Origin of the sequence: Citrobacter sp. RHBSTW-01013 (assembly GCF_013781985.1) — a bacterium.
GTDB classification, from domain to species: domain Bacteria; phylum Pseudomonadota; class Gammaproteobacteria; order Enterobacterales; family Enterobacteriaceae; genus Citrobacter; species Citrobacter braakii.
In genome coordinates, this window is record NZ_CP056185.1 from 3,671,912 (window position 1) to 3,690,510 (window position 18,599).

The window sequence follows — 18,599 nt, forward strand, 5'->3', positions numbered from 1 at the left end:
CCAGCAATAAAAAGCGGGAGCCTTACGGCCCCCGCTTTTCAACCATCATTACAGAGTGACGATTGCTGGCTCATCAAAGACGGTGAGTTTTGGCGCTTCGCCGGTGAATTTTTCTGCGTATACCAGGCTGGTATTCCCCACGCAGCCATTCGCCAGCCTTGAGGTTGGGATATCCGCCGTCAGCACGTTCGCGCCGCCATTTTTGCAGATACCGTTCTCAATATCTGGCCATGCGCCTTCATGGATACAGATGATTCCCGGTTTGATACCGTCACTGATGTGTGCCCCCACCAGCACCTGTCCACGCGCGTTCCATACGCGTACCAGATCGCCCTCGGCAATACCTCTGGCTTTCGCATCATCCGGGTGAATCGTTACCGGCTCACGATTGGCAATCGCGTACTCTTTGCGCAGCGAAGCGTAATTCAACTGACTATGCAGACGATGTGCCGGGTGCGCCGTCAGTAGCTGCAGTTGATCTTTATCCGCAGTTCCTTTCCATTCATCGGGTTCAATCCATGACGCATGCGGCGGACAATCTTTGTATTGATAGCCTTCAATCGTTTTTGAGTAGATTTCTATCTTACCGCTCGGCGTTCCAAGCGCATTCATCACCGGATCGCTGCGGAAATCCGCGTAGCGTACATATTTGTTATTCTTTTCATTCTCACGCATTTCGATCAGTTTGTTTTGCTGCCAAAACGCGTTGAACTGAGGCATGGCGATACGCTGGGCGCGGGCGGCTTTTTGTGCGGCATCATAGAACTGCTTCAGCCACGCCATTTCATCTTTGCCCTCGGTGTAGACCGCCTTACCGCCAGGCTTGAGCATCTCCGCCAGATCGGCAAATACGTCAAAATCACTGCGTGCTTCAAACTGCGGCTCAATGACCTGCTTCATCGGCACCAGATGTTGGTTACTGTAATCACCGGTCATGGTCAGATCGTTGCGCTCAAACGACGTGGTGATCGGCAGGACTATATCGGCATGTTTGGCCGCTGCGGTCCAGTAGCACTCTGAGATGACAACCAGTTCAGGCTTCTGCCAGGCTTTGATTAAACGGTTAGTAACCTGATGATGGGTAAAGTTAGCGCCGCCCGCCCACCAGATCATTTTGATATCCGGGAAGGTTTGCTCTTTACCGTTATGCTGATATTTGCCGCCTGGATTTTCCAGCGCTTCGACAATTCGCGCTACCGGCAGGCTGATCACCGCATCGGAAACCGCCCAGTCGTTACCCGCAGATGACCCACCCTCAATTTGGGCGGAGATGGCTGGCAATACTCCCCCGGTACGCGTTGGGTTACCGCCGTTGGAATAGTGATAAGAGAACCCGAAACCACCGCCTTCGGTACCAATTTGCCCCAGCATCGCCGCCAGAGTCACCAGCATCCAGTGTTTTTGCTCACCGTATTGCTGGCGCTGAATCCCCCAACCCGCCATGAGCATGGTTTGATTGCTGGAGAAAATTTCCGCCAGCTTCTCCAGTTGCTCAGCAGGCACGCCGCACACGCCGGAAGCCCACTCGGCGGTTTTCTCTATTTTGTCGCTCTTGCCGAGCAAATACTCTTCAAACTGCGGATATCCAGTGGTGTATTTTTCCAGGAAGGCTTTGTCATGGAGATTTTTCTTCACCAGCGTATGGGCGATCCCTAACATCATCGCCACATCGGTCCCCATATGTGGCGCAATCCAGGTTGCATTATCACCAAAGAACTCAATGGTTTCGGAACGCATCGGATCGATGGCGATGACGCTTTTCCCTGATTTCTTCAGCAGATTAAAGTATTCAATCCCCTGTTCATCCGTGCTGCTCCAGGCAATCTTGAGGGTATTGAGCGGGTTCATACCCCACAGCACCACGACCTGACTGTGCTCAAGCACCATCGGCCAGGTGGTTTGCTGCTCATAGACTTCAACCGATCCCACAACGTAAGGCATGATCACCTGCGCGGCACCGGTTGAATAATCTCCGGTATGACCTGCGTAACCACCGGCCATGCTCATATAGCGTTGCAGTAAGGTTTGCGCTTTATGCAGAACGCCGCTGGAGCGCCAGCCATAAGAACCAGCAAATATCGACGCTGGGCCATAGCTGCTACGGATCCGGCTATGCTGCTCGTGTATCAGTTTCAGGGCCTGCTCCCAGCTAACCCGCACGAAAGGATCGCTTCCACGTTTACCATCCGCATTACCTGGGTTTTCCAGATAGCTTTTGCGCACCATCGGATATTTTACGCGGATATTGGTATGGACCTGATCCGGCGCGGTTTGCTGTAACGAGTTCGGCACCGTTTTAGGCAACGCGCCTTTTGAGGAAACCACTTTGCCATCTTTTACTTCCACGTATACCGCGCCCCAACGCGCTGCCGTCAGAATCGCTCCGCCATTTTGGCCTTCGGCCCAGGCCGGCATTGGGATCACCGAAGAAATCGCCATTGTCCCGGTTGCCGCGCCAGCCGTCTTAATAAAGTCACGTCTTGTGAGTTTCATGATTTCTCCTGATTTATCGCTTATTTGTTCATGTCTTTAGCGTTGTACTGGAAGTAACGGCTCAGGATATCCAGTTCGTTTTCACTGATATTGGTGCGAGCGCCCATCCCTTTTGCTACTGAAGGCCAGGCGTTGAGCGTGAAATGATTCGCCGGAATTGGCGCATGGCAGCCCGCGCAGTACACATTGTCGAGTTTGCGTGCGTAATCCCACATCGGTTCACGGCTGGCGAGAGCGGAACCGCTCCATTCACCCTGCAGCACGACATCTCGCCACACATTGCCGTAATCATCTTTTTTCCAGTCGGAGAGGATCTTCAGCGATTGCTGACCTTTTTCACTCAGGCTGGCAAGAATCAAACGCTGTCCTGCCGCGTAGTAAATGACCTGTTCATTTCCCTGCATCTGGCTACCGCGAATCTCGACCTGTCGCGTATTGTCCGTTGTTTTCAGAACCTGCATTTTTGTTGCCGGGTAAACGGTTCCCAAATCGCCCAGCGCGGTGTTGCTTACGGCATAAAGCTCTGTTGCCGAAGCAGGGGTGGAGGCGGACTGCGCTTCAAGCCCTTTGAGCGCGCTGTCATCCATTTTTATTTCAGGTGGGAAATGGGCGACGCCTTTGTGGCAATCAATACAGGTTTGCTTTTCCTCAATGCCCATTTTGTGCATTTTCTGGGCCTCCGCGCTTTGTGCGGCAAGATCCATCGCGTCCATGCTGTGACAGCTACGGCAGGTCGCAGAATCGCTCGCTTTTAGCTGTGCCCAAACGGTTTGCGCCATCTCCAGACGGTGTTCTTCAAATTTTTCTGGGGTATCGATTTTTTTGGTTATGAACTGATGATAAACATCTTTTGAGGCCCGCAGTTTAGCCACCAGATAATCTAGGACGCCCTGGGGGATATGACAATCAGCACACTCTGCACGAATACCTTTCTGATTCTGAAAGTGAACCGAACCGGTATATTCCTCATACGGTGCCTGCATCGTATGACACGATAAACAGAATTCCGTGCTTGAGGTTTTGTGCAACGTCCATTGCCCTGCCAAAACGATAACAGCACCAAGAACAATGCACAGCAGCATCGTCCCGAGGATGGTTTTATTTATTTTTCTCATCTTTTATTCCCACAAGATGAATACCCTTTAATGGGTAGACAATAATTACCCTAACGCGGCTACTTATTGATATTCATCAAACGCAGAGGGAAATGAGAATCAGCATGTGGGTAAGTTTGAAGGCGCTCGCATAATTAATACGAACGAAATTAAATATAAAATACTTTTTTAAATTCAGATAATTAAACCAAATCCAAGGTTTAATTAACCATTAATTATGGAAACGTCAGAATAAAAGTTTGATGAGTGCTGAATGGCATTAAAATTATGCCCTTGGCAATAGCCGCTATATAATAAAATATATAATGAAAAAACATAAAAACGAACCCTTTTCTATTACGAGATAACACGTATTAATGAAGATACCCCTCTTGTGGTTGTGCTCAGATATACATTCACGACAAGACTTGTGACACACACCTATCATTGACGCGCATTTATGCATGCAACCTTGATCTGGTCACTTATTATACAGATTCGATTTTCGCTACACTCTGGGTAGAGGTAAACAAACAGGAGGTAGTGAATATGTATCGCTCAATTCTGGTGCCCATTGATATCTCTGAAACCGATTTAACCCGCCATGTTGTTCCACAGGTCCTGGCGCATGCCAAAACCGCTAAGGTCCACTTTTTAGCCGTTATTCCTACCGTTCCGTTCTATGCCTCGCTGGGGCTGGCCTACTCAACAGAATTCCCGGACAGAAGCGGTCTGCAGGCCAAGGCCAGCGAAAAACTCGAAGAGATTATTAAGCAGTTCAATATTCCTGCAGGCAGGAGTCAGACTCACGTCGTTTACGGCCCGCCGAAGGATCAGATCCTCAAACTGGCGGAGGCGGTAGACGCTGAGCTTATTGTTATTGCCTCACATAAGCCTGGTTTTAGCACTTATCTGCTGGGTTCAACGGCGGCTGCCGTAGTACGCCATGCAAAATGTCCCGTGCTGGTTGTGCGGTGATAGGGTCAAAATGGGGGCGAATTTGCACTAACGTTTATAAGTTAAGCATTCTTGAGAACATGTGATTCTTGCTCAGGGTTCCGTTCACCTCAGCGGTAAATGTAGCAATATACCGGAGGCAACAGATTCATTGCCTCCGGATGTCCCACTCTCAGTTACTCATTACGCCCTTTCATTTTCGTTAAAATGGCAAGCATTAGAGCGAATGTATTCCCGGTGTTCTGTGGCTTAGGCCATCACTCAGTTCTGAATATCCAGCCTGACCAGTGCCAGCAACAGCTGACTCAGCGCGCCATAGAAACCAAAGTCATCATAGCGGCGGCATTTGGCGGTGAATTCCGGTAACCAGCGTAACAGCCCCGCCAGCGTTTCTCTGCGCAGCGCATCAATACGCTGGCGGCTAAGCCCGGACTCTCCCAGAGAAAAATGCAGATGACTCAGCAGTTCGATAAAAATTGCCAGATGATCGGCTGACTCGCTAAACGTTTCGCTTACCTGCATGCCAGCATCGGCTAACAATCTGCAACACACCCTTCCTGTATTAGATGAGATTGACGCAGCGCGCGCAGCATATGAGTACGAGAAGATAAAACGTCTGGCACATCAGCTAAAAAGCAGCTGCGCCAGCATGGGGATGCGTTCTGCCAGCAGGATGTGCGCAGCGCTTGAACAGCAGCCGCTAGCTGATTTTTCACTCAGAGAGGAAGTACAACTAAGTCTTACAGAAGTGGAAATGTGGTTGGCAAAAGAAAATTTGTCGCGATTAGCAGAAGCTGAACATCAGAAGTGACGTTGAAATGGTACGCCCTGTAGGATTCGAACCTACGACCTACGGCTTAGAAGGCCGTTGCTCTATCCAACTGAGCTAAGGGCGCATTGCGAAGTGATTACTTCATGCAGACGAAACGCGTGAATTATACGGTCAGCGCTTGCTGAGTCAATGCCTTTTGTTTCGGTTGCTGGCGAAGTGTACGAATGTTGATTTTTTCTGCTCGTTCAAAGGTATCCAGGAAATCACCTGGTAACAACTCAGCCCGCAAAACGTCAGATTTAGGGATACATGTATTTAGAATATTTATGATTTTGCTTAACATTCCCTTATCCCCTCTCCAGTGGTCAGGAACTCTTTAATGTTAAGTATCGCCATCAAGGAAGAAAACAGTCACTTCGAACATGGACTGAAAATCATCATCTCCCATCTGGCAAATCAGTGGCATCAGGAGATTAGCTTTTTACCTGTCGAAGATATCGATCGCGCTGAAATCGCGTTTATCTCACTGGATGAAGATTGGCTCAGCGCCGATTGTTACATGGTTCCTGTCCACACCAGGCGCCAACACCGGGTGGTCATCTGTAGCAAAAACGACAAAGATAAGCTAATGTTCCGCCCCTGCCTGTACATGTTGCCACTGATTTATCGGGAAGATGACGTCGACGAGATAACCAAAAAACTGGTCCTCATCCTGCAAAAACGCGCACTGCGCACTAGCGTGCCCGCGACTATCTGCCATTACTGCACCACCCGCAACTTTTCTATCGAAGAACGCCAGTTCTTAATGTTTCTCGCCAGCGGGTATACGTTAGCCGAAACGGCTCATCTGCTCTCAGTCAGTGATATCCAGGCCAAAGCGACCCGCCGCAGCATTATGAAAAAGCTGCATGTGAAAAACGATCAGCAATTCTTAAGATACATCCGCGCACATCTGAACTTTCTGCAAAATTAGACGGGGTATCTCTGCCTAATTTTTATTGAGAAATATCTCATCATGGATTAAGCATCGGCTCCTACTGTACCTGGCTTCAGGCTGCGAGAATAATCCGGCCATACTATTTCCGGGGTAACAGAAAGACACACCCGGTAATATTTTATCTAATCTCAGAGAGAGGTTGAACTGGATAAAACGATCTTTTGGGCATTGAGTAAGACATCAGAAAACTTCCGGCAGATTATTCTGATGGAGTACGCAATTGCCAGTCTGATGATTGTTGAAGCACTGAAACCCAACGGCACAAGTCAACTCACCTTTGCGCTGACAAAAGTTTGGTTCAGGGATGCCTGTAGTCAGCAATTTATCCAGACCTGCCGCAACAGAAATGGAATGGAAAAGGATGCACAGTGCAAAACGCCGGGACCGCTATCGCCGTATACGAAACGCTAACTGTAGCTGGCAATTTCCCCACTGTACCTCACAGGTATTTGACCGGATCGAGTATCTGGCGCAAAAACTCGAATACACCTTACCGGACGGCACTATATCTCAGGCGATAATTACGACAGACTACTATCTGGCCTATGCGCTGAGTCGACATTTATTCTCAGGTACTCGCACGGCGATCTTCCAGAGCGTTGAATCGACTTTGCTCAGCATGCAAGAGCCGGTAATTAGCCAGTTAGTGATTGACATTGAAAGCTTAACAATCCCTTATTTCGATATACTTGAAAGCCTGCGCCAGCTAATTAAGAAGCATAATGACATCCAAATCTTCATAATGCTTTCCAGTCGCGATGAAGACCTCACTACATTTATTTCACTGTCCGGTCCATTTTATATCTTGCCACGCAATTTGCGCCTCCCCGAGATGCGCCATGCCTTATTATCTCCGGTTCTTAACTATATTCATTCCAGGCGTATAAATCAGCTCGACTGGGAGCTGATTACCTTACTATTGCAGGGTAACTCCTTAAAAAAGATTGCATTGTTACAGGCACAACCCTACCACCGCATCATCTATCGCCTGAACCAGTTGATTACGCGCCTTGGATTATCCAGCAGGCAGCGTTTTTTGCATCTGATACACCGCCTCAACGTTACCTCTCCCCATTTAATTTAACAACATAACTCATTGTGTCATAAGATTTTTTAGGAAATTACTTATTCTTGAATAAGAAAAAAGATCTAATTTTTACAAATATTTAATATTTACAACTATTCCTGGTATTATGCCTGGAGCCACTCTCACACTTAACCTTACTGATCCTGTGCATTTCAATAAAAAATAGTCCTATTGCAGTCTTAACAAAACCTAAACAATTGGTTTATTGTGTCGTTTTTACTGTTTAAAAAAAATTTTCAATCTGCCATAATTCGAACCACAGATAAATAATACCAATAGTCATTAACACATCTGGATCTTTCAGAATATCCTAACTGACATTAACAACCAGGATGTTGTAAGTCTTTTCCGAATGAGCAGAGCAGGTATAATCCCCACAGTTTCCTGATTAATTGTTAGTTTTCCCGGTGTGAAATGGATTTTCCACAAATTCATTGTTCTGCAGAAGAACAACCGAATAAACAAGGATGAAATAATATTTATTCGGCTCTCCCTCAGAACAATTCTTGGCTATTTGACAATATTATAACGCCTGATGTTTTATCAAATTCGCAAGATACGCAAACAGTTTGAGGCATACAACAATGAAACCAGCATCCGTTATCATTATGGACGAACACCCTATTGTCAGAATGTCGATAGAAGTACTACTCGAGAAAAACAGTAATATTCAGGTAGTGTTGAAAACCGATGACAGCCGTACGGCAATAGAACACCTGCGCACGTACCCTGTCGATCTTGTCATCCTGGATATTGAACTGCCTGGTTCTGATGGGTTTACATTACTCAAAAGAATAAAGTCATTGCAGGAGAAAACTCGGGTACTGTTTCTGTCCTCAAAATCCGAGTCGTTTTATGCCGGGCGTGCTATCCGGGCCGGTGCAAATGGGTTTGTCAGTAAACGAAAGGATCTCAATGATATCTACAATGCGGTAAAAATGATTTTATCGGGATATTCCTTTTTTCCTTCGGATACCCTTAATTTCATTAACAATATAAATGCACAAAAAGGCGTCTTACATGACATGCCGCTCTCTAACCGTGAAGTTACCGTTTTGCGTTATCTGGCAAACGGGCTATCCAATAAGGAAATTGCTGAGCAGTTGTTACTCAGCAATAAAACGATTAGCGCTCACAAGGCTAATATCTACTCCAAGCTCGGGTTGCACACCATCGTTGAGCTGATCGATTACGCAAAAATGCATGAATTAATGTAATAACACTCCCGGCGAGATTTCGTTCGGGAGTGTTTTGTTAGCGCATGGATTAGTTATAGTTAATCATGAACGTGGCATCAGCCCTGGCAATGCCAGGCTGAACCCCAGCAGCTAACGCGATATAGTTTGCGAAAAAGGTCAGCGTGGCATTGCCGTTCTCATCAATCCCCACCGTCTGACTGGCCTGCTCGAGCGGCAATCGCGTACGGTCGCTGTCGTGCAGTTCGATCGCCACCTTTTGCGCCATCACCGCGTCATCAAGCGCCAGCAACGTCGTGCCCGGGGCCGGAGTTCCGGAAAACGTTATCGAAGCGGAACCCGGCGGGCAGCCTTCTAGCTTCAGCGTAAACGCGACCGGTTGAGTGGTATCTCCGCTGGTCTGAAGCTGCTTGGTCGGCCAGGTGCCTAGCTCCACGGACTTATTGCTGTCGCTGGCAATTACCGCGCAGGTAAAGTCCACCACGTTACCGCGCAGTTCAATATTGATTTCCCCCAGCGACGAAGCGGCATGGCACAACGAGCTGAATGTCAGCAGGCACACCATTGCCAGAAGTGTCCCTGCGGCTGGCGTTTGTTTGTTAGTCATAATCCACTCGCAGATAGCCACGCGCTGTAAAAGGTCCTTCGGTAGGCTTATTGCCCGTTACGCTAACCGGCCATGTTCGAATACCCACGCTCGCCGCGGCGTTATCATCCAGTTGAAACGGGATAGTGCTGGACAGATTATTGGGCGTCAGCGGTTTACCGCTGCTATCGGCGACAATAAAACCTAAATCGGGATTGTCAGATACCATCATTTGCCCGGTGGCTTTCTCGGCCTCTACACGCATGGTTAAGTAGGCCTGTGCAGCGACGTTGGTGCATTTTATCGCTACCGTTTTGGTCTGCGGATTGATGCCTTCAGGCCGGTTTCCCGCTCCTGCCTTGCTAAACAGCGATGCGCCAATATCACCAAAATCAAACTCGACAATCTGCCCGGCGTTTACTTCGCAGTTTTGTGGAACCTCCACCTTGCCGCTGTAGCTGATGGTATAAACCGGTACGCTTAGCGCATCTCCGGTACTGGTCGTGACATAGACGCTGAACATCGTCTGCCGCGGAATCGGCACCATGTTAATAAACGGGCGGATCACTTTGAGCTTAAACACCAGCTTTGAATCCATCACGCCAAAAGGCTGCTGCTTAGGTACGTTTGGGTGAGTCCCCATACGAATGTAATTACGCGGGGGATAAAATAACCCGGCATAACTATCGGTTATGCTCATGGCCCCCAGCAGGTAGTCATTGAGCTTCAGATACTGGAAGCCGCCTTCGGTACTTTGAACCGGAAGTTCAGTGACATAGCTTCGATAGGTGTAATTTACCGTTGTCCCGGCCGGACAGGTGGCATTCACGCCAACCCAGCCAGATTTTTCCGGTAACGTCACCACCTGTCCCGGCTGGTTGTTACTACTGTTGAAGACATTCGACAGATCGTAAAAAACATCCGTTGGCGTGCCATTCGAGTTTTGGCAGACCGTCGCCCAGGACGAATGGGCCATCAGCAGTAAAGCGCTTCCCAGTAACAAACCCGTTTGTCGTTTCATCGTATTATTCCTGTCGTGCTGACGGAGATTCGCACGTCACGTTCGTGAGCGTTACCGCTTGTTTCAGGCTCTCCTCTGGCAAGGCATAGCGCGCCACGCAGCGCGCGTTTGCGCCTTCCCCCCATTGGATCAACAACTCGCCTTTTAGCGGCAAGCCGCTCAGGTAGATTTGCCCGTCTTCACCCACCATGCTGGTCACGCCGCTGGTGTTTTCACGCACGACGGAGCCAAACGGCACTGGTTTACCGGCATGTTTGGCGGTAATCAGCGCCCGCACACCGATTCGTGTATCAAACGCCGCCCGCACCAGCGCCCCTTGCGTTGGCACTACGCTACTGACGTTATTCTCCACATCGGTATTGTTGTTCATGGAATTGGTGTCTAACGCGACGCGGTTATAGCGATAGACGGTGGCATATGGCATCACCGCGTATCCGCGCCAGTCGGTTTGAACGCCGGTCTGGTTCTCTATCCGTACACCCTGCGCGCCCGGCGCTTTAATCAGCACGTTGGTATCGCCCAGAGGCTGACTGAGCGTAATGCCGTCCGCATGCCCCACCACGCCGCCGGAGAGCTGCCAGTTGTAGTCATGCTGGTCACGGTCGTAGTTGTAACCCACGCCCAGCGTGCCATAGGCCGCCTGCCAGTTGGCGCTGGCGTTTCCGCTATAGCCATTGGTGCTGCTGTGCCCCTGATTCACGCTGTAGCTCAGGTTGCGCCCATCCAGCAACGTACCGCCGATCCCGCTCTGCCAGCTGTTCTGTCCGTTGCTATTACGGTTGGCATTAAACGTGGCGTAGGTGCGATCGAGGGCGTTATCACGCGAGTAACGCCGTCCGCTCAGCAGGCTGAACGGTACAGACATATTGAACGCCAGAATACGGTCGGTGTCGGAGATGCCAACCGATTCATTCCACGACCAGGAGAGTGAATAGCTAATCCCCTGCCAGCCGCTGGCATAGCCCAGTTGATACCAGGTATTGGTGTCTGAAGTATTCCAGTACGTCTGCTGACTACCCGAGATATACAGCGATCCGTAATCCCCCAGATTCTGCGAAATGTTGATCTGGAAACGGCCCTTTTTGCTGTAGCTCAGGTTGTGGTAACTCGTCACATTGGGCACGTCGTGGCGATTGCCCTCACTGTCGTATTCGTACTCATAGCCTTCCATACTGCGATACGCCACATCGTCGAGGGTATAGAAGCCACGCGTTGAGTAGCGATACCCCAACAGCTGGAAGTTAGTGCCAAAATTGTTCAGCGATTTCGCATACAAGAAACGTAGCGACTGCCCCTGGTGCGTACTGTCATCCGCCAGTTGGCTGCGCGCATGGGTGAGATCGACAGAAACCGCCCCCCAGTCCCCCAGGTTTCGACCGGTGCCTAAAACCACCGCGGTGTAACGAGAGGCCAACTGCGTACCACCGTATGCGGTATAGCCCTCTGGTAACCCGGCAATTAATGTTCCCTGAAAAAAGAACGGTGAAGATTGCTGGCTATTGCCGCTGCGAAAATCCCCGGCGACAACGTCATATTTAAAACGCCCTTCTCGTTGTAATAAGGGAACGGTGGAGTACGGCACTGTATAGCGTTGCTGGCTGCCGTCCTTCTCATCCACCGTGACCTCAAGATCACCGCTGGATGACGTTGGGTTGAGATCGGTTATCGAGAAAGCGCCGGGTGAAACATAGCTTTGATAAATCACATAGCCATTCTGACGAATGGTCAGTTTTGCTGCGGTACGCGCAATGCCGCGCACGGTAGGCGCGTAGCCCTGTAAGCTGTCGGGATACATACTGTCTGAGGAATAGAGCCGCGCACCGCGAAACCCGACGCTGTCAAAAACGTCATTGCCAGTGTTGCTGTCGCCCATCACCAGTTCGCCCTTCAGCGGGACAATTGCGCGCTGAAGCCATGTACCGATGTTTTTCCAACTTTGTGAGTGGTATCCGTCGCCCCTGGAGTAGCTCCACGCACCGTTGTTTCTCAGCCGCCAGGGGCCATAGTTCAGACCACTGAGCATACTGAGGAAATAACTGTCAGTATCACTGCCGCGGCTGCCGGTAAAGCTGTAGTTAACCAGCGCGGCCGGGATCCCTTCATCCCACTCTTCCGGTGGAATATAGCCGCGCGCGCTGTTTAACATTGACGCCTGTGGCAGGCTGACGTTTAAGCGCAGGGTAGAAAAATCAAACGCAATCTCGCTGCCGGGAATCGCCTCAGGTAGATTGATACAGGTATCGTTCGGATCCTTACTGAGTGCCGGAAACGCGGCGATATTGACGCCAAGGCGCTTCACCCAGTCGAGTCCAAAGCACGGCATCAACCCACCGGACTTCTCCCCGGCTTTTGCCGCACTGGTAGTAAAACGAATATCCTGAGTGGCAACAAACTCATCGTTGCGCCAGATATCCACGCGATAAACGCCTTCAGGCTGGTGATTGCCTTTTTCAAAACGTGATAAATCCGCCACGGTTGCCGTATCCGCAGATAAAAAGGCCGGATTAAAATAGCTTTCCCCATAGCTTAGAGAGGGAAAGAGCGCCGCCAGCGTGGACAACGCCACCCCCGCCAGCGGTGGCGTAACCCCCGGTAACAGGCCAGGAAAATACGTTGTCTTATTCATCGTTATCTCAACGCACACTAACCGTTTTGGCCGGGGTCACAGCGCCATAATCATTGACCGTCTGGAACGTGACGTTGCCCTGAACGCCCGTGGGTAGCAGGACCTGCGCATCGCTTTTCGGCGCAACCATCACGTTATCGACCTTCGTTTTCCCCACATTGAGATTGACCAACGTGACGTAGTACGCTGACGGATTGTTGATTTTCAGGTGGTTGCCGGAGCGGGAAAAGGTCAGCATTCCTGGTGCATCTTCCGGGATTTGCGGCAGATTATTCGGACGAACGAAAAGTTTGATGCGTGACAGAATCGCCAGTTGCAGAACGTTTTTGCCCTCAAGGCTGTTTTTATTGACTGACGGAATGGCTTTGACGTTCATCCAGAACAGCGACTCACGGTCTTTGGGCAGCGGTTCACCGGCATAGATGATACGCAGCGTGTTTTCGCTTTTGGGTTCACTAACAAACAGCGGAGGCGTAACCACAAACGATTTTTCTTTAGCGCCGGCGCTATTCTCAATCCATGAATTTACCAGGTAACGTTCTTTGGTATCGCTATTGCTAATAGACAGGGACGTTTGTTTAGCATCGGCCGGATAAATAACGCGAGTGGCGCCTAATGCAATGCCTCCGGCAGCCTGAACACTGGCAGCAGAAAATAAGGCCAGTAAAAGGATAAAACCTGATTTTAGATAATTAAACATAGCTAAAAATACCTTTGATGCGATTATCGTTGGGAAATAAATCAGGGATAAACCAACGTAAACCACACGTCTGAGCGAAGCGTTCCCGGCGTTATATTTTCCGAGACAGCCCGATAGCGGGCAGTGAAATGAAACGTCATCTCTTGCGTTATAATCGGCGCATAATGAAGCGGCAGGGCATTCGGTATAATTTGCCGTTGGCGCTCGTCAAATAACGCCAGGCCAATCCCCGAAGCCGCAGACGCATCGCCGCTGGCAAGAAAAACCTGCGGATCTTCCGCTGGCGTCACGCCCGCAAACGCAATCCCAACATGGTCATAAACATCGGAGCTGCACGACGTTAAGCGCAGTGAAAACGGTACGCTGGTAGAGGCGAAGCTTCCCGTCCCAGAGAAAGCATTGGTGCGATACTGCCCCATTTGCACCCGCATATCCTGACTGTCAGTGGCGACCGTACAGGCGCCGTTGACGAGCTGCCCCCGTAAGTGAACGCGGCCACTTTCCAGTATTACCGTATGTGAAAGCACAGGCATTACGCACAGCATTCCCGCCAGCGCCACGCCTTTCCCTATCATCTGCCGCATCCTTCATCATCCCCGGATATTGCCTCATCCATTGAGGCGAACGTCATCCTTGCGCAAATCAAAACGGCTTATTCGTACTTCATGATGAACGTCGCGTCGGCATTTGCCTGACCCGGCGTTGCGCTTGCGGCAGTGGCTTTGTAACGCGCAGAGAAACGCAGGGTGTTGGTCCCTTCTACCAGCGCCTGAGCGGTAGAGAAGGTTGCGCCATCCGGCTTCAGCGCGGTGGACGTATTGTCCAGAATTTCAATCCCAACACCGCCTGCAGTGGTACCGTTGTCTGCAGAAGTGACAGCCAGCAGGTTGTTATTGGTATTATCGGACTGGCCAGAGAAAGCAACGGCTGCAGTTGCGGCAACGTTCGGGTCACAGTCGTTCAGCACGATAGAGAACGGAATTTGTGCTGTAGTGTCACCCACTGCGGCAAAACTGGCAGTACGATACTGGCCTAACGTCACAACCTGATCGGATGACTGAGTACTGACTGCACAGGCTGCATTGACCAGTTCACCTTCAAAATGCACAGTACCGCCGCTAACGCTTACCGGATCGGCTGCAACCGCTGCACCGGCGACTAACATCAGGCTGGCAATAACAGAAGAGGTCATTAATTTACGTTTCATGGATTTCCCTTGAATTACACACATCCGGCTCCAGCATCCTGCGGGATCCGTTTGAATCATTATCGACATTAAATGTCAGGCTAATTATCTCTGCATCCTGTAAAGATATATATCGCATGAGAATTAGCTAACCTTTTACCCCAATTCTCCTGAGTATTTGATTCACTAATTATTCCTCGCGAATATGACTATTCGTCACAGCGATAAATTAAACATTTCAATTAATGAAAAATACCTGCAAATCCTTTTAATGACCCTAGCTAATTCTTAATGGGACCTAGGAAAAATCTGGGTGGGAATGAGGTAAAATCCCTCATAATTAACCGTAACAGACTGGTTTGTGGCGCATTACCCCTGAAAATACCAGGGTGATGAGTTGTTTCATTCACGTTAATTTTAATTAGCATGCTCATTAATTATCCGCAAGGCTTATGCCTTTGTCCTGATCCCATTCGCAGATCGTGACGCCCCCTGGCGCACGTAAAAATGCAAACGAAAACTGACAGCACGTCCCGCTTCTGACAAAATAGCGGCATCCCCTTCGATTTAACGTAACAGACGGAATCCTCTCTCTGATGGCAGCAAAGATTATTGACGGTAAAACGATTGCGCAGCAGGTGCGCTCTGAGGTTGCTCAAAAAGTTCAGGCGCGTTTAGCGGCTGGATTACGCGCCCCAGGCCTGGCTGTTGTGCTGGTAGGTAGCAACCCGGCTTCGCAGATTTATGTCGCGAGTAAACGCAAAGCCTGTGACGAGGTGGGGTTTGTCTCCCGCTCCTATGACCTGCCTGAAACCACCAGCGAGGCGGAGCTGCTCGAGCTGATCGATACGCTCAATGCAGATACCACCATCGACGGTATTCTGGTCCAGCTGCCGTTACCTGCGGGTATCGACAACGTTAAAGTTCTCGAGCGTATTGCGCCGGATAAAGACGTTGACGGTTTCCACCCGTATAACGTTGGTCGCCTGTGCCAGCGTGCGCCGCGCCTGCGCCCGTGTACTCCGCGCGGTATTGTGACTCTACTTGAGCGTTACAATATCGACACCTACGGTCTGAATGCGGTCGTTATTGGCGCGTCGAATATTGTTGGCCGCCCGATGAGCATGGAGCTGCTGCTGGCTGGCTGCACCACCACCGTCACCCACCGGTTCACCAAAGATCTGCGTCGCCATGTAGAGCATGCAGACCTGCTGATTGTTGCCGTCGGCAAACCTGGCTTTATTCCCGGCGAGTGGATCAAAGAAGGTGCGATTGTGATTGATGTCGGCATCAACCGTCTGGAGAATGGTAAGGTTGTTGGCGATGTGGTCTTTGAAGATGCTGCCGCACGCGCGTCATACATCACGCCGGTACCCGGCGGCGTAGGCCCAATGACGGTCGCCACACTTATCGAAAACACGCTGCAGGCGTGTGTTGAATATCATGATGTAAAGGACGTTTAAGATGGCCACATTTTCACTGGGTAAACACCCACACGTTGAACTCTGCGATTTACTGAAGCTGGAAGGCTGGAGCGAAAGCGGCGCCCAGGCAAAAATTGCTATTGGCGAAGGGTTAGTGAAGGTCGATGGTGCGGTAGAAACGCGTAAACGCTGCAAAATCGTTGCCGGACAGACCGTCAGCTTTGAAGGCAACAGCATTAACGTCGTGGCGTGATCCCAGGAGCCGGATGAGGTTAACCCCTGTCCGGCCACTTCCTCTCTCGTTTTCAGATAATGACTTCATCACCACTTCACAGTGAACTGTTAGCATGTTGTTTTTCCACATGAAGCGATCATCATGCCAACAATCGTTACCCACGCTGCCGTTCCTCTCTGTTTAGGATTAGGTCTCGGGCGTAAAGTCATCCCCCCGCAATTACTGTTTACTGGCGTCATTCTGGCTATGTTGCCGGATGCCGACGTACTGTCGTTTAAGCTTGGCGTCGCCTACGGCAACGTGTTTGGTCACCGCGGTTTTACCCATTCGCTGCTGTTCGCCTTCGTGGTGCCGCTGCTCTGCGTATGGATGGGTCGACGATGGTTTAAGGCAGGCTTAATTCGCTGCTGGCTATTCCTGACGGTTTCACTGCTGTCGCACAGCCTGTTGGATTCGGTCACCACTGGCGGCAAAGGCGTCGGCTGGCTGTGGCCGTGGTCGGATGAACGCTTCTTTGCACCGTGGCAGGTGATTAAAGTCGCCCCGTTTGCGCTATCACGCTACGCCACACCATACGGGCACCAGGTGATAATTTCGGAGTTGATATGGGTATGGCTACCGGGAGTTATGATGATGGGGGTGCTGTGGTGGTATCGGAAATATTAATTTGCCGGATAAGACACACAGTGTCTTATCCGACCGACATTCGTACATTGATTGCCGGACAGGGCGCGAGCCGCCATCCGGCAATCAATATCATTACTTACGGCGCCAGGTAGTGCCCTGCGGGCCATCTTCCAGCACGATACCCATCTCATTGAGACGGTCACGCGCGGCGTCAGCTGCCGCCCAGTCTTTGGCTTTACGGGCATCCAGACGCTGCTGGATTAACGCTTCAATTTCAGCAACTTCACCGTCATCCGCCTGCGCACCGCTTTGCAGGAATGCTTCGGGCTCCTGTTCCAGCAGGCCCAGCACGCTGGAAAGCTTACGCAGATGCGAAGCCATACCGTTAGCCGCCGCCATATCTTCACCCTTCAGGCGGTTAACCTCACGCGCCATATCAAACAGCACGGAGTAGGCTTCCGGCGTATTGAAGTCATCGTCCATCGCTTCAATGAAGCGTGCTTCAAAGGCTTCGCCACCGGCTGGGGCAACGGACTTATCGGTGCCGCGCAGCGCGGTATACAGACGCTCCAGCGCAGAGCGCGCCTGCTTCAGGTTCTCTTCGCTGTAGTTTAACTGGCTGCGGTAATGACCAGACATCAGGAAGTAGCGAATGGTTTCGGCGTCGTAGTATTTCAGCACGTCACGCACGGTAAAGAAGTTGCCCAGCGATTTGGACATTTTCTCCCGGTCAACCATCACCATCCCGGAGTGCATCCAGTAATTAACGTATTCACCGTCATGCGCACAGGTGGACTGAGCGATTTCGTTTTCATGGTGCGGGAACATCAGATCCGAACCACCGCCATGAATATCAAAATGGTTGCCCAACTGTTTGCAGTTCATCGCCGAACATTCGATGTGCCAGCCAGGACGACCCGCGCCCCACGGAGACGGCCAGCTCGGCTCGCCTTCTTTGGACATTTTCCACAGCACGAAGTCCATCGGGTTGCGCTTCACATCAACCACATCAACGCGTGCGCCCGCCTGCAGCTGATCCAGATCCTGGCGTGACAGCTGACCATAGTTCGGGTCAGTCGGCACGTCGAACATCACGTCGCCGTTATCAGCGACATATGCGTGACCTTTGGCAATCAACTGTTCAGTGATTTCAATGATCTCAGCGATATGATGCGTAGCGCGCGGCTCCAGATCCGGACGCAGAATATTCAGCGCGTCGAAATCGCTATGCATTTCCGCGATCATTCTGTCGACCAACGCCACAAAGCTCTCACCGTTTTCATTCGCGCGCTTGATGATTTTGTCATCAATATCGGTAATGTTGCGCACATATTTCAGCTTATAGCCGAGGAAGCGCAAATAGCGCGCGACAACGTCGAAAGAAACGAAGGTACGTCCGTGGCCAATATGACAGAGATCGTAAACGGTAATACCACACACGTACATGCCGACTTCCCCGGCATGAATAGGTTTGAATTCCTCTTTTTGGCGCGTCAGTGTATTAAAGATTTTTAACATCGAAGATTCCGTGTAGACGTGTGTGGATAGTAAAGTCTGTATAATACCCATAATTTAGACCGGAAGCAGCACACTTTGCG

General features: G+C 50.5%; 18 protein-coding genes, 1 tRNA gene and 1 pseudogene. 8 read left to right on the forward strand and 12 right to left on the reverse strand.

All coding sequences use genetic code 11. From position 1 onward, the window contains the following. Window positions 1-48 precede the first annotated feature (48 nt). Together HV350_RS17720 and HV350_RS17725 are read right to left on the reverse strand one after the other, a co-directional pair. A complete protein-coding gene (locus HV350_RS17720; RefSeq protein WP_181629041.1) occupies window positions 49-2,493 on the reverse strand; it encodes a trimethylamine-N-oxide reductase 2 in 2,445 nt (814 codons plus the stop codon). A gap of 20 nt (window positions 2,494-2,513) precedes the next feature. Next, window positions 2,514-3,608 (reverse strand): NapC/NirT family cytochrome c, encoded by a 1,095-nt coding sequence (locus tag HV350_RS17725; RefSeq protein ID WP_181629043.1) that lies wholly within the window; start codon window positions 3,606-3,608, stop codon window positions 2,514-2,516. 528 nt (window positions 3,609-4,136) lie between these two features. On the opposite strand from HV350_RS17725, the gene uspF reads away from it, so the two are divergent. Next, window positions 4,137-4,565 (forward strand): universal stress protein UspF, encoded by a 429-nt coding sequence (gene uspF, locus HV350_RS17730; protein WP_016152141.1) that lies wholly within the window; start codon window positions 4,137-4,139, stop codon window positions 4,563-4,565. Between the two features lie 240 nt (window positions 4,566-4,805). Here uspF and HV350_RS17735 read toward each other — a convergent pair. Continuing rightward, a pseudogene (locus HV350_RS17735) lies at window positions 4,806-5,087 on the reverse strand (molecular chaperone TorD family protein); the annotation flags it as partial. On the opposite strand from HV350_RS17735, the gene HV350_RS17740 reads away from it, so the two are divergent. Then, complete coding sequence (locus HV350_RS17740) at window positions 5,065-5,355, forward strand: Hpt domain-containing protein (RefSeq protein ID WP_225622956.1); 291 nt, start codon at window positions 5,065-5,067, stop codon at window positions 5,353-5,355. The pseudogene HV350_RS17735 and the gene HV350_RS17740 sit on opposite strands and share 23 nt — an antisense overlap. An 8-nt stretch (window positions 5,356-5,363) precedes the next feature. Here the strand turns inward: HV350_RS17740 and HV350_RS17745 are convergent. Both HV350_RS17745 and HV350_RS17750 read right to left on the reverse strand, forming a co-directional pair. After that, window positions 5,364-5,440: transfer RNA gene (locus tag HV350_RS17745), tRNA-Arg, on the reverse strand. A 39-nt stretch (window positions 5,441-5,479) separates the two neighbouring features. Further along, window positions 5,480-5,659: a hypothetical protein gene (locus HV350_RS17750; RefSeq protein ID WP_016152134.1), complete on the reverse strand. Its 180-nt coding sequence runs from the start codon at window positions 5,657-5,659 to the stop codon at window positions 5,480-5,482. A 36-nt stretch (window positions 5,660-5,695) separates the two neighbouring features. On the opposite strand from HV350_RS17750, the gene fimW reads away from it, so the two are divergent. The 3 genes from fimW to fimZ all read left to right on the forward strand — a co-directional run bounded on the left by fimW (window position 5,696) and on the right by fimZ (window position 8,617). After that, on the forward strand, window positions 5,696-6,289 hold the full coding sequence (gene fimW, locus HV350_RS17755; protein WP_016155913.1) for a fimbria biosynthesis transcriptional regulator FimW: 594 nt from the start codon (window positions 5,696-5,698) through the stop codon (window positions 6,287-6,289). 385 nt (window positions 6,290-6,674) lie between these two features. Next, a complete protein-coding gene (locus HV350_RS17760) occupies window positions 6,675-7,397 on the forward strand; it encodes a fimbriae Y protein (protein ID WP_181629045.1) in 723 nt (240 codons plus the stop codon). A gap of 587 nt (window positions 7,398-7,984) precedes the next feature. Next, on the forward strand, window positions 7,985-8,617 hold the full coding sequence (fimZ, locus tag HV350_RS17765) for a fimbria biosynthesis transcriptional regulator FimZ (RefSeq protein WP_016152131.1): 633 nt from the start codon (window positions 7,985-7,987) through the stop codon (window positions 8,615-8,617). Window positions 8,618-8,666: 49 nt separating this feature from the next. Here the strand turns inward: fimZ and sfmF are convergent, their stop codons facing one another. The 6 genes from sfmF to fimA form a co-directional block, all read right to left on the reverse strand. Next, the gene (gene sfmF / locus HV350_RS17770) at window positions 8,667-9,203 is read right to left on the reverse strand and encodes a fimbria assembly protein (protein WP_047358037.1); all 537 of its coding nucleotides are present in this window, start codon (window positions 9,201-9,203) and stop codon (window positions 8,667-8,669) included. Next, the gene (gene fimH, locus HV350_RS17775) at window positions 9,196-10,158 is read right to left on the reverse strand and encodes a type 1 fimbria D-mannose specific adhesin FimH (protein WP_230330236.1); all 963 of its coding nucleotides are present in this window, start codon (window positions 10,156-10,158) and stop codon (window positions 9,196-9,198) included. Before fimH ends, sfmF begins: the two co-directional genes overlap by 8 nt. Before the next feature lie 49 nt (window positions 10,159-10,207). Continuing rightward, entirely contained in the window at window positions 10,208-12,829 is a 2,622-nt protein-coding gene (locus tag HV350_RS17780; RefSeq protein WP_131405683.1) for a fimbrial biogenesis usher protein, read from the reverse strand. 7 nt (window positions 12,830-12,836) lie between these two features. Further along, window positions 12,837-13,529, reverse strand: a complete 693-nt coding sequence (gene fimC / locus HV350_RS17785) for a type 1 fimbria chaperone FimC (protein ID WP_016152127.1) — start codon at window positions 13,527-13,529, stop codon at window positions 12,837-12,839. A 41-nt stretch (window positions 13,530-13,570) separates the two neighbouring features. After that, complete coding sequence (fimI, locus tag HV350_RS17790; protein WP_016152126.1) at window positions 13,571-14,104, reverse strand: type 1 fimbrial protein subunit FimI; 534 nt, start codon at window positions 14,102-14,104, stop codon at window positions 13,571-13,573. 77 nt (window positions 14,105-14,181) lie between these two features. After that, window positions 14,182-14,736 (reverse strand): type 1 fimbrial major subunit FimA, encoded by a 555-nt coding sequence (gene fimA, locus HV350_RS17795; protein ID WP_019076202.1) that lies wholly within the window; start codon window positions 14,734-14,736, stop codon window positions 14,182-14,184. Between the two features lie 575 nt (window positions 14,737-15,311). On the opposite strand from fimA, the gene folD reads away from it, so the two are divergent. The 3 genes from folD (at window position 15,312) to HV350_RS17810 (ending at window position 17,040) form a co-directional block, all read left to right on the forward strand. Further along, window positions 15,312-16,178 (forward strand): bifunctional methylenetetrahydrofolate dehydrogenase/methenyltetrahydrofolate cyclohydrolase FolD, encoded by an 867-nt coding sequence (gene folD / locus HV350_RS17800; protein ID WP_003021887.1) that lies wholly within the window; start codon window positions 15,312-15,314, stop codon window positions 16,176-16,178. 1 nt (window position 16,179) lies between these two features. Continuing rightward, a complete protein-coding gene (gene ybcJ, locus HV350_RS17805; protein WP_181629046.1) occupies window positions 16,180-16,392 on the forward strand; it encodes a ribosome-associated protein YbcJ in 213 nt (70 codons plus the stop codon). Between the two features lie 123 nt (window positions 16,393-16,515). After that, window positions 16,516-17,040, forward strand: coding sequence for a metal-dependent hydrolase (locus HV350_RS17810; protein ID WP_046276061.1), 525 nt, complete (start codon window positions 16,516-16,518; stop codon window positions 17,038-17,040). A gap of 93 nt (window positions 17,041-17,133) precedes the next feature. Here the strand turns inward: HV350_RS17810 and cysS are convergent, their stop codons facing one another. Next, complete coding sequence (cysS, locus tag HV350_RS17815) at window positions 17,134-18,519, reverse strand: cysteine--tRNA ligase (protein WP_006685638.1); 1,386 nt, start codon at window positions 18,517-18,519, stop codon at window positions 17,134-17,136. Window positions 18,520-18,599: the final 80 nt, after the last annotated feature.

What these genes read in the sequence shown, in the direction of transcription:
- HV350_RS17720 (WP_181629041.1), bottom strand. Translation starts at nt 2,493, where the DNA reads ATGAAACTCACAAGACGTGACTTTATTAAGACGGCTGGCGCGGCAACC.
- HV350_RS17725 (WP_181629043.1), bottom strand. Translation starts at nt 3,608, where the DNA reads ATGAGAAAAATAAATAAAACCATCCTCGGGACGATGCTGCTGTGCATT.
- uspF (WP_016152141.1), top strand. Translation starts at nt 4,137, where the DNA reads ATGTATCGCTCAATTCTGGTGCCCATTGATATCTCTGAAACCGATTTA.
- HV350_RS17740 (WP_225622956.1), top strand. Translation starts at nt 5,065, where the DNA reads ATGCCAGCATCGGCTAACAATCTGCAACACACCCTTCCTGTATTAGAT.
- HV350_RS17750 (WP_016152134.1), bottom strand. Translation starts at nt 5,659, where the DNA reads ATGTTAAGCAAAATCATAAATATTCTAAATACATGTATCCCTAAATCT.
- fimW (WP_016155913.1), top strand. Translation starts at nt 5,696, where the DNA reads ATGTTAAGTATCGCCATCAAGGAAGAAAACAGTCACTTCGAACATGGA.
- HV350_RS17760 (WP_181629045.1), top strand. Translation starts at nt 6,675, where the DNA reads ATGCACAGTGCAAAACGCCGGGACCGCTATCGCCGTATACGAAACGCT.
- fimZ (WP_016152131.1), top strand. Translation starts at nt 7,985, where the DNA reads ATGAAACCAGCATCCGTTATCATTATGGACGAACACCCTATTGTCAGA.
- sfmF (WP_047358037.1), bottom strand. Translation starts at nt 9,203, where the DNA reads ATGACTAACAAACAAACGCCAGCCGCAGGGACACTTCTGGCAATGGTG.
- fimH (WP_230330236.1), bottom strand. Translation starts at nt 10,158, where the DNA reads ATGGCCCATTCGTCCTGGGCGACGGTCTGCCAAAACTCGAATGGCACG.
- HV350_RS17780 (WP_131405683.1), bottom strand. Translation starts at nt 12,829, where the DNA reads ATGAATAAGACAACGTATTTTCCTGGCCTGTTACCGGGGGTTACGCCA.
- fimC (WP_016152127.1), bottom strand. Translation starts at nt 13,529, where the DNA reads ATGTTTAATTATCTAAAATCAGGTTTTATCCTTTTACTGGCCTTATTT.
- fimI (WP_016152126.1), bottom strand. Translation starts at nt 14,104, where the DNA reads ATGATAGGGAAAGGCGTGGCGCTGGCGGGAATGCTGTGCGTAATGCCT.
- fimA (WP_019076202.1), bottom strand. Translation starts at nt 14,736, where the DNA reads ATGAAACGTAAATTAATGACCTCTTCTGTTATTGCCAGCCTGATGTTA.
- folD (WP_003021887.1), top strand. Translation starts at nt 15,312, where the DNA reads ATGGCAGCAAAGATTATTGACGGTAAAACGATTGCGCAGCAGGTGCGC.
- ybcJ (WP_181629046.1), top strand. Translation starts at nt 16,180, where the DNA reads ATGGCCACATTTTCACTGGGTAAACACCCACACGTTGAACTCTGCGAT.
- HV350_RS17810 (WP_046276061.1), top strand. Translation starts at nt 16,516, where the DNA reads ATGCCAACAATCGTTACCCACGCTGCCGTTCCTCTCTGTTTAGGATTA.
- cysS (WP_006685638.1), bottom strand. Translation starts at nt 18,519, where the DNA reads ATGTTAAAAATCTTTAATACACTGACGCGCCAAAAAGAGGAATTCAAA.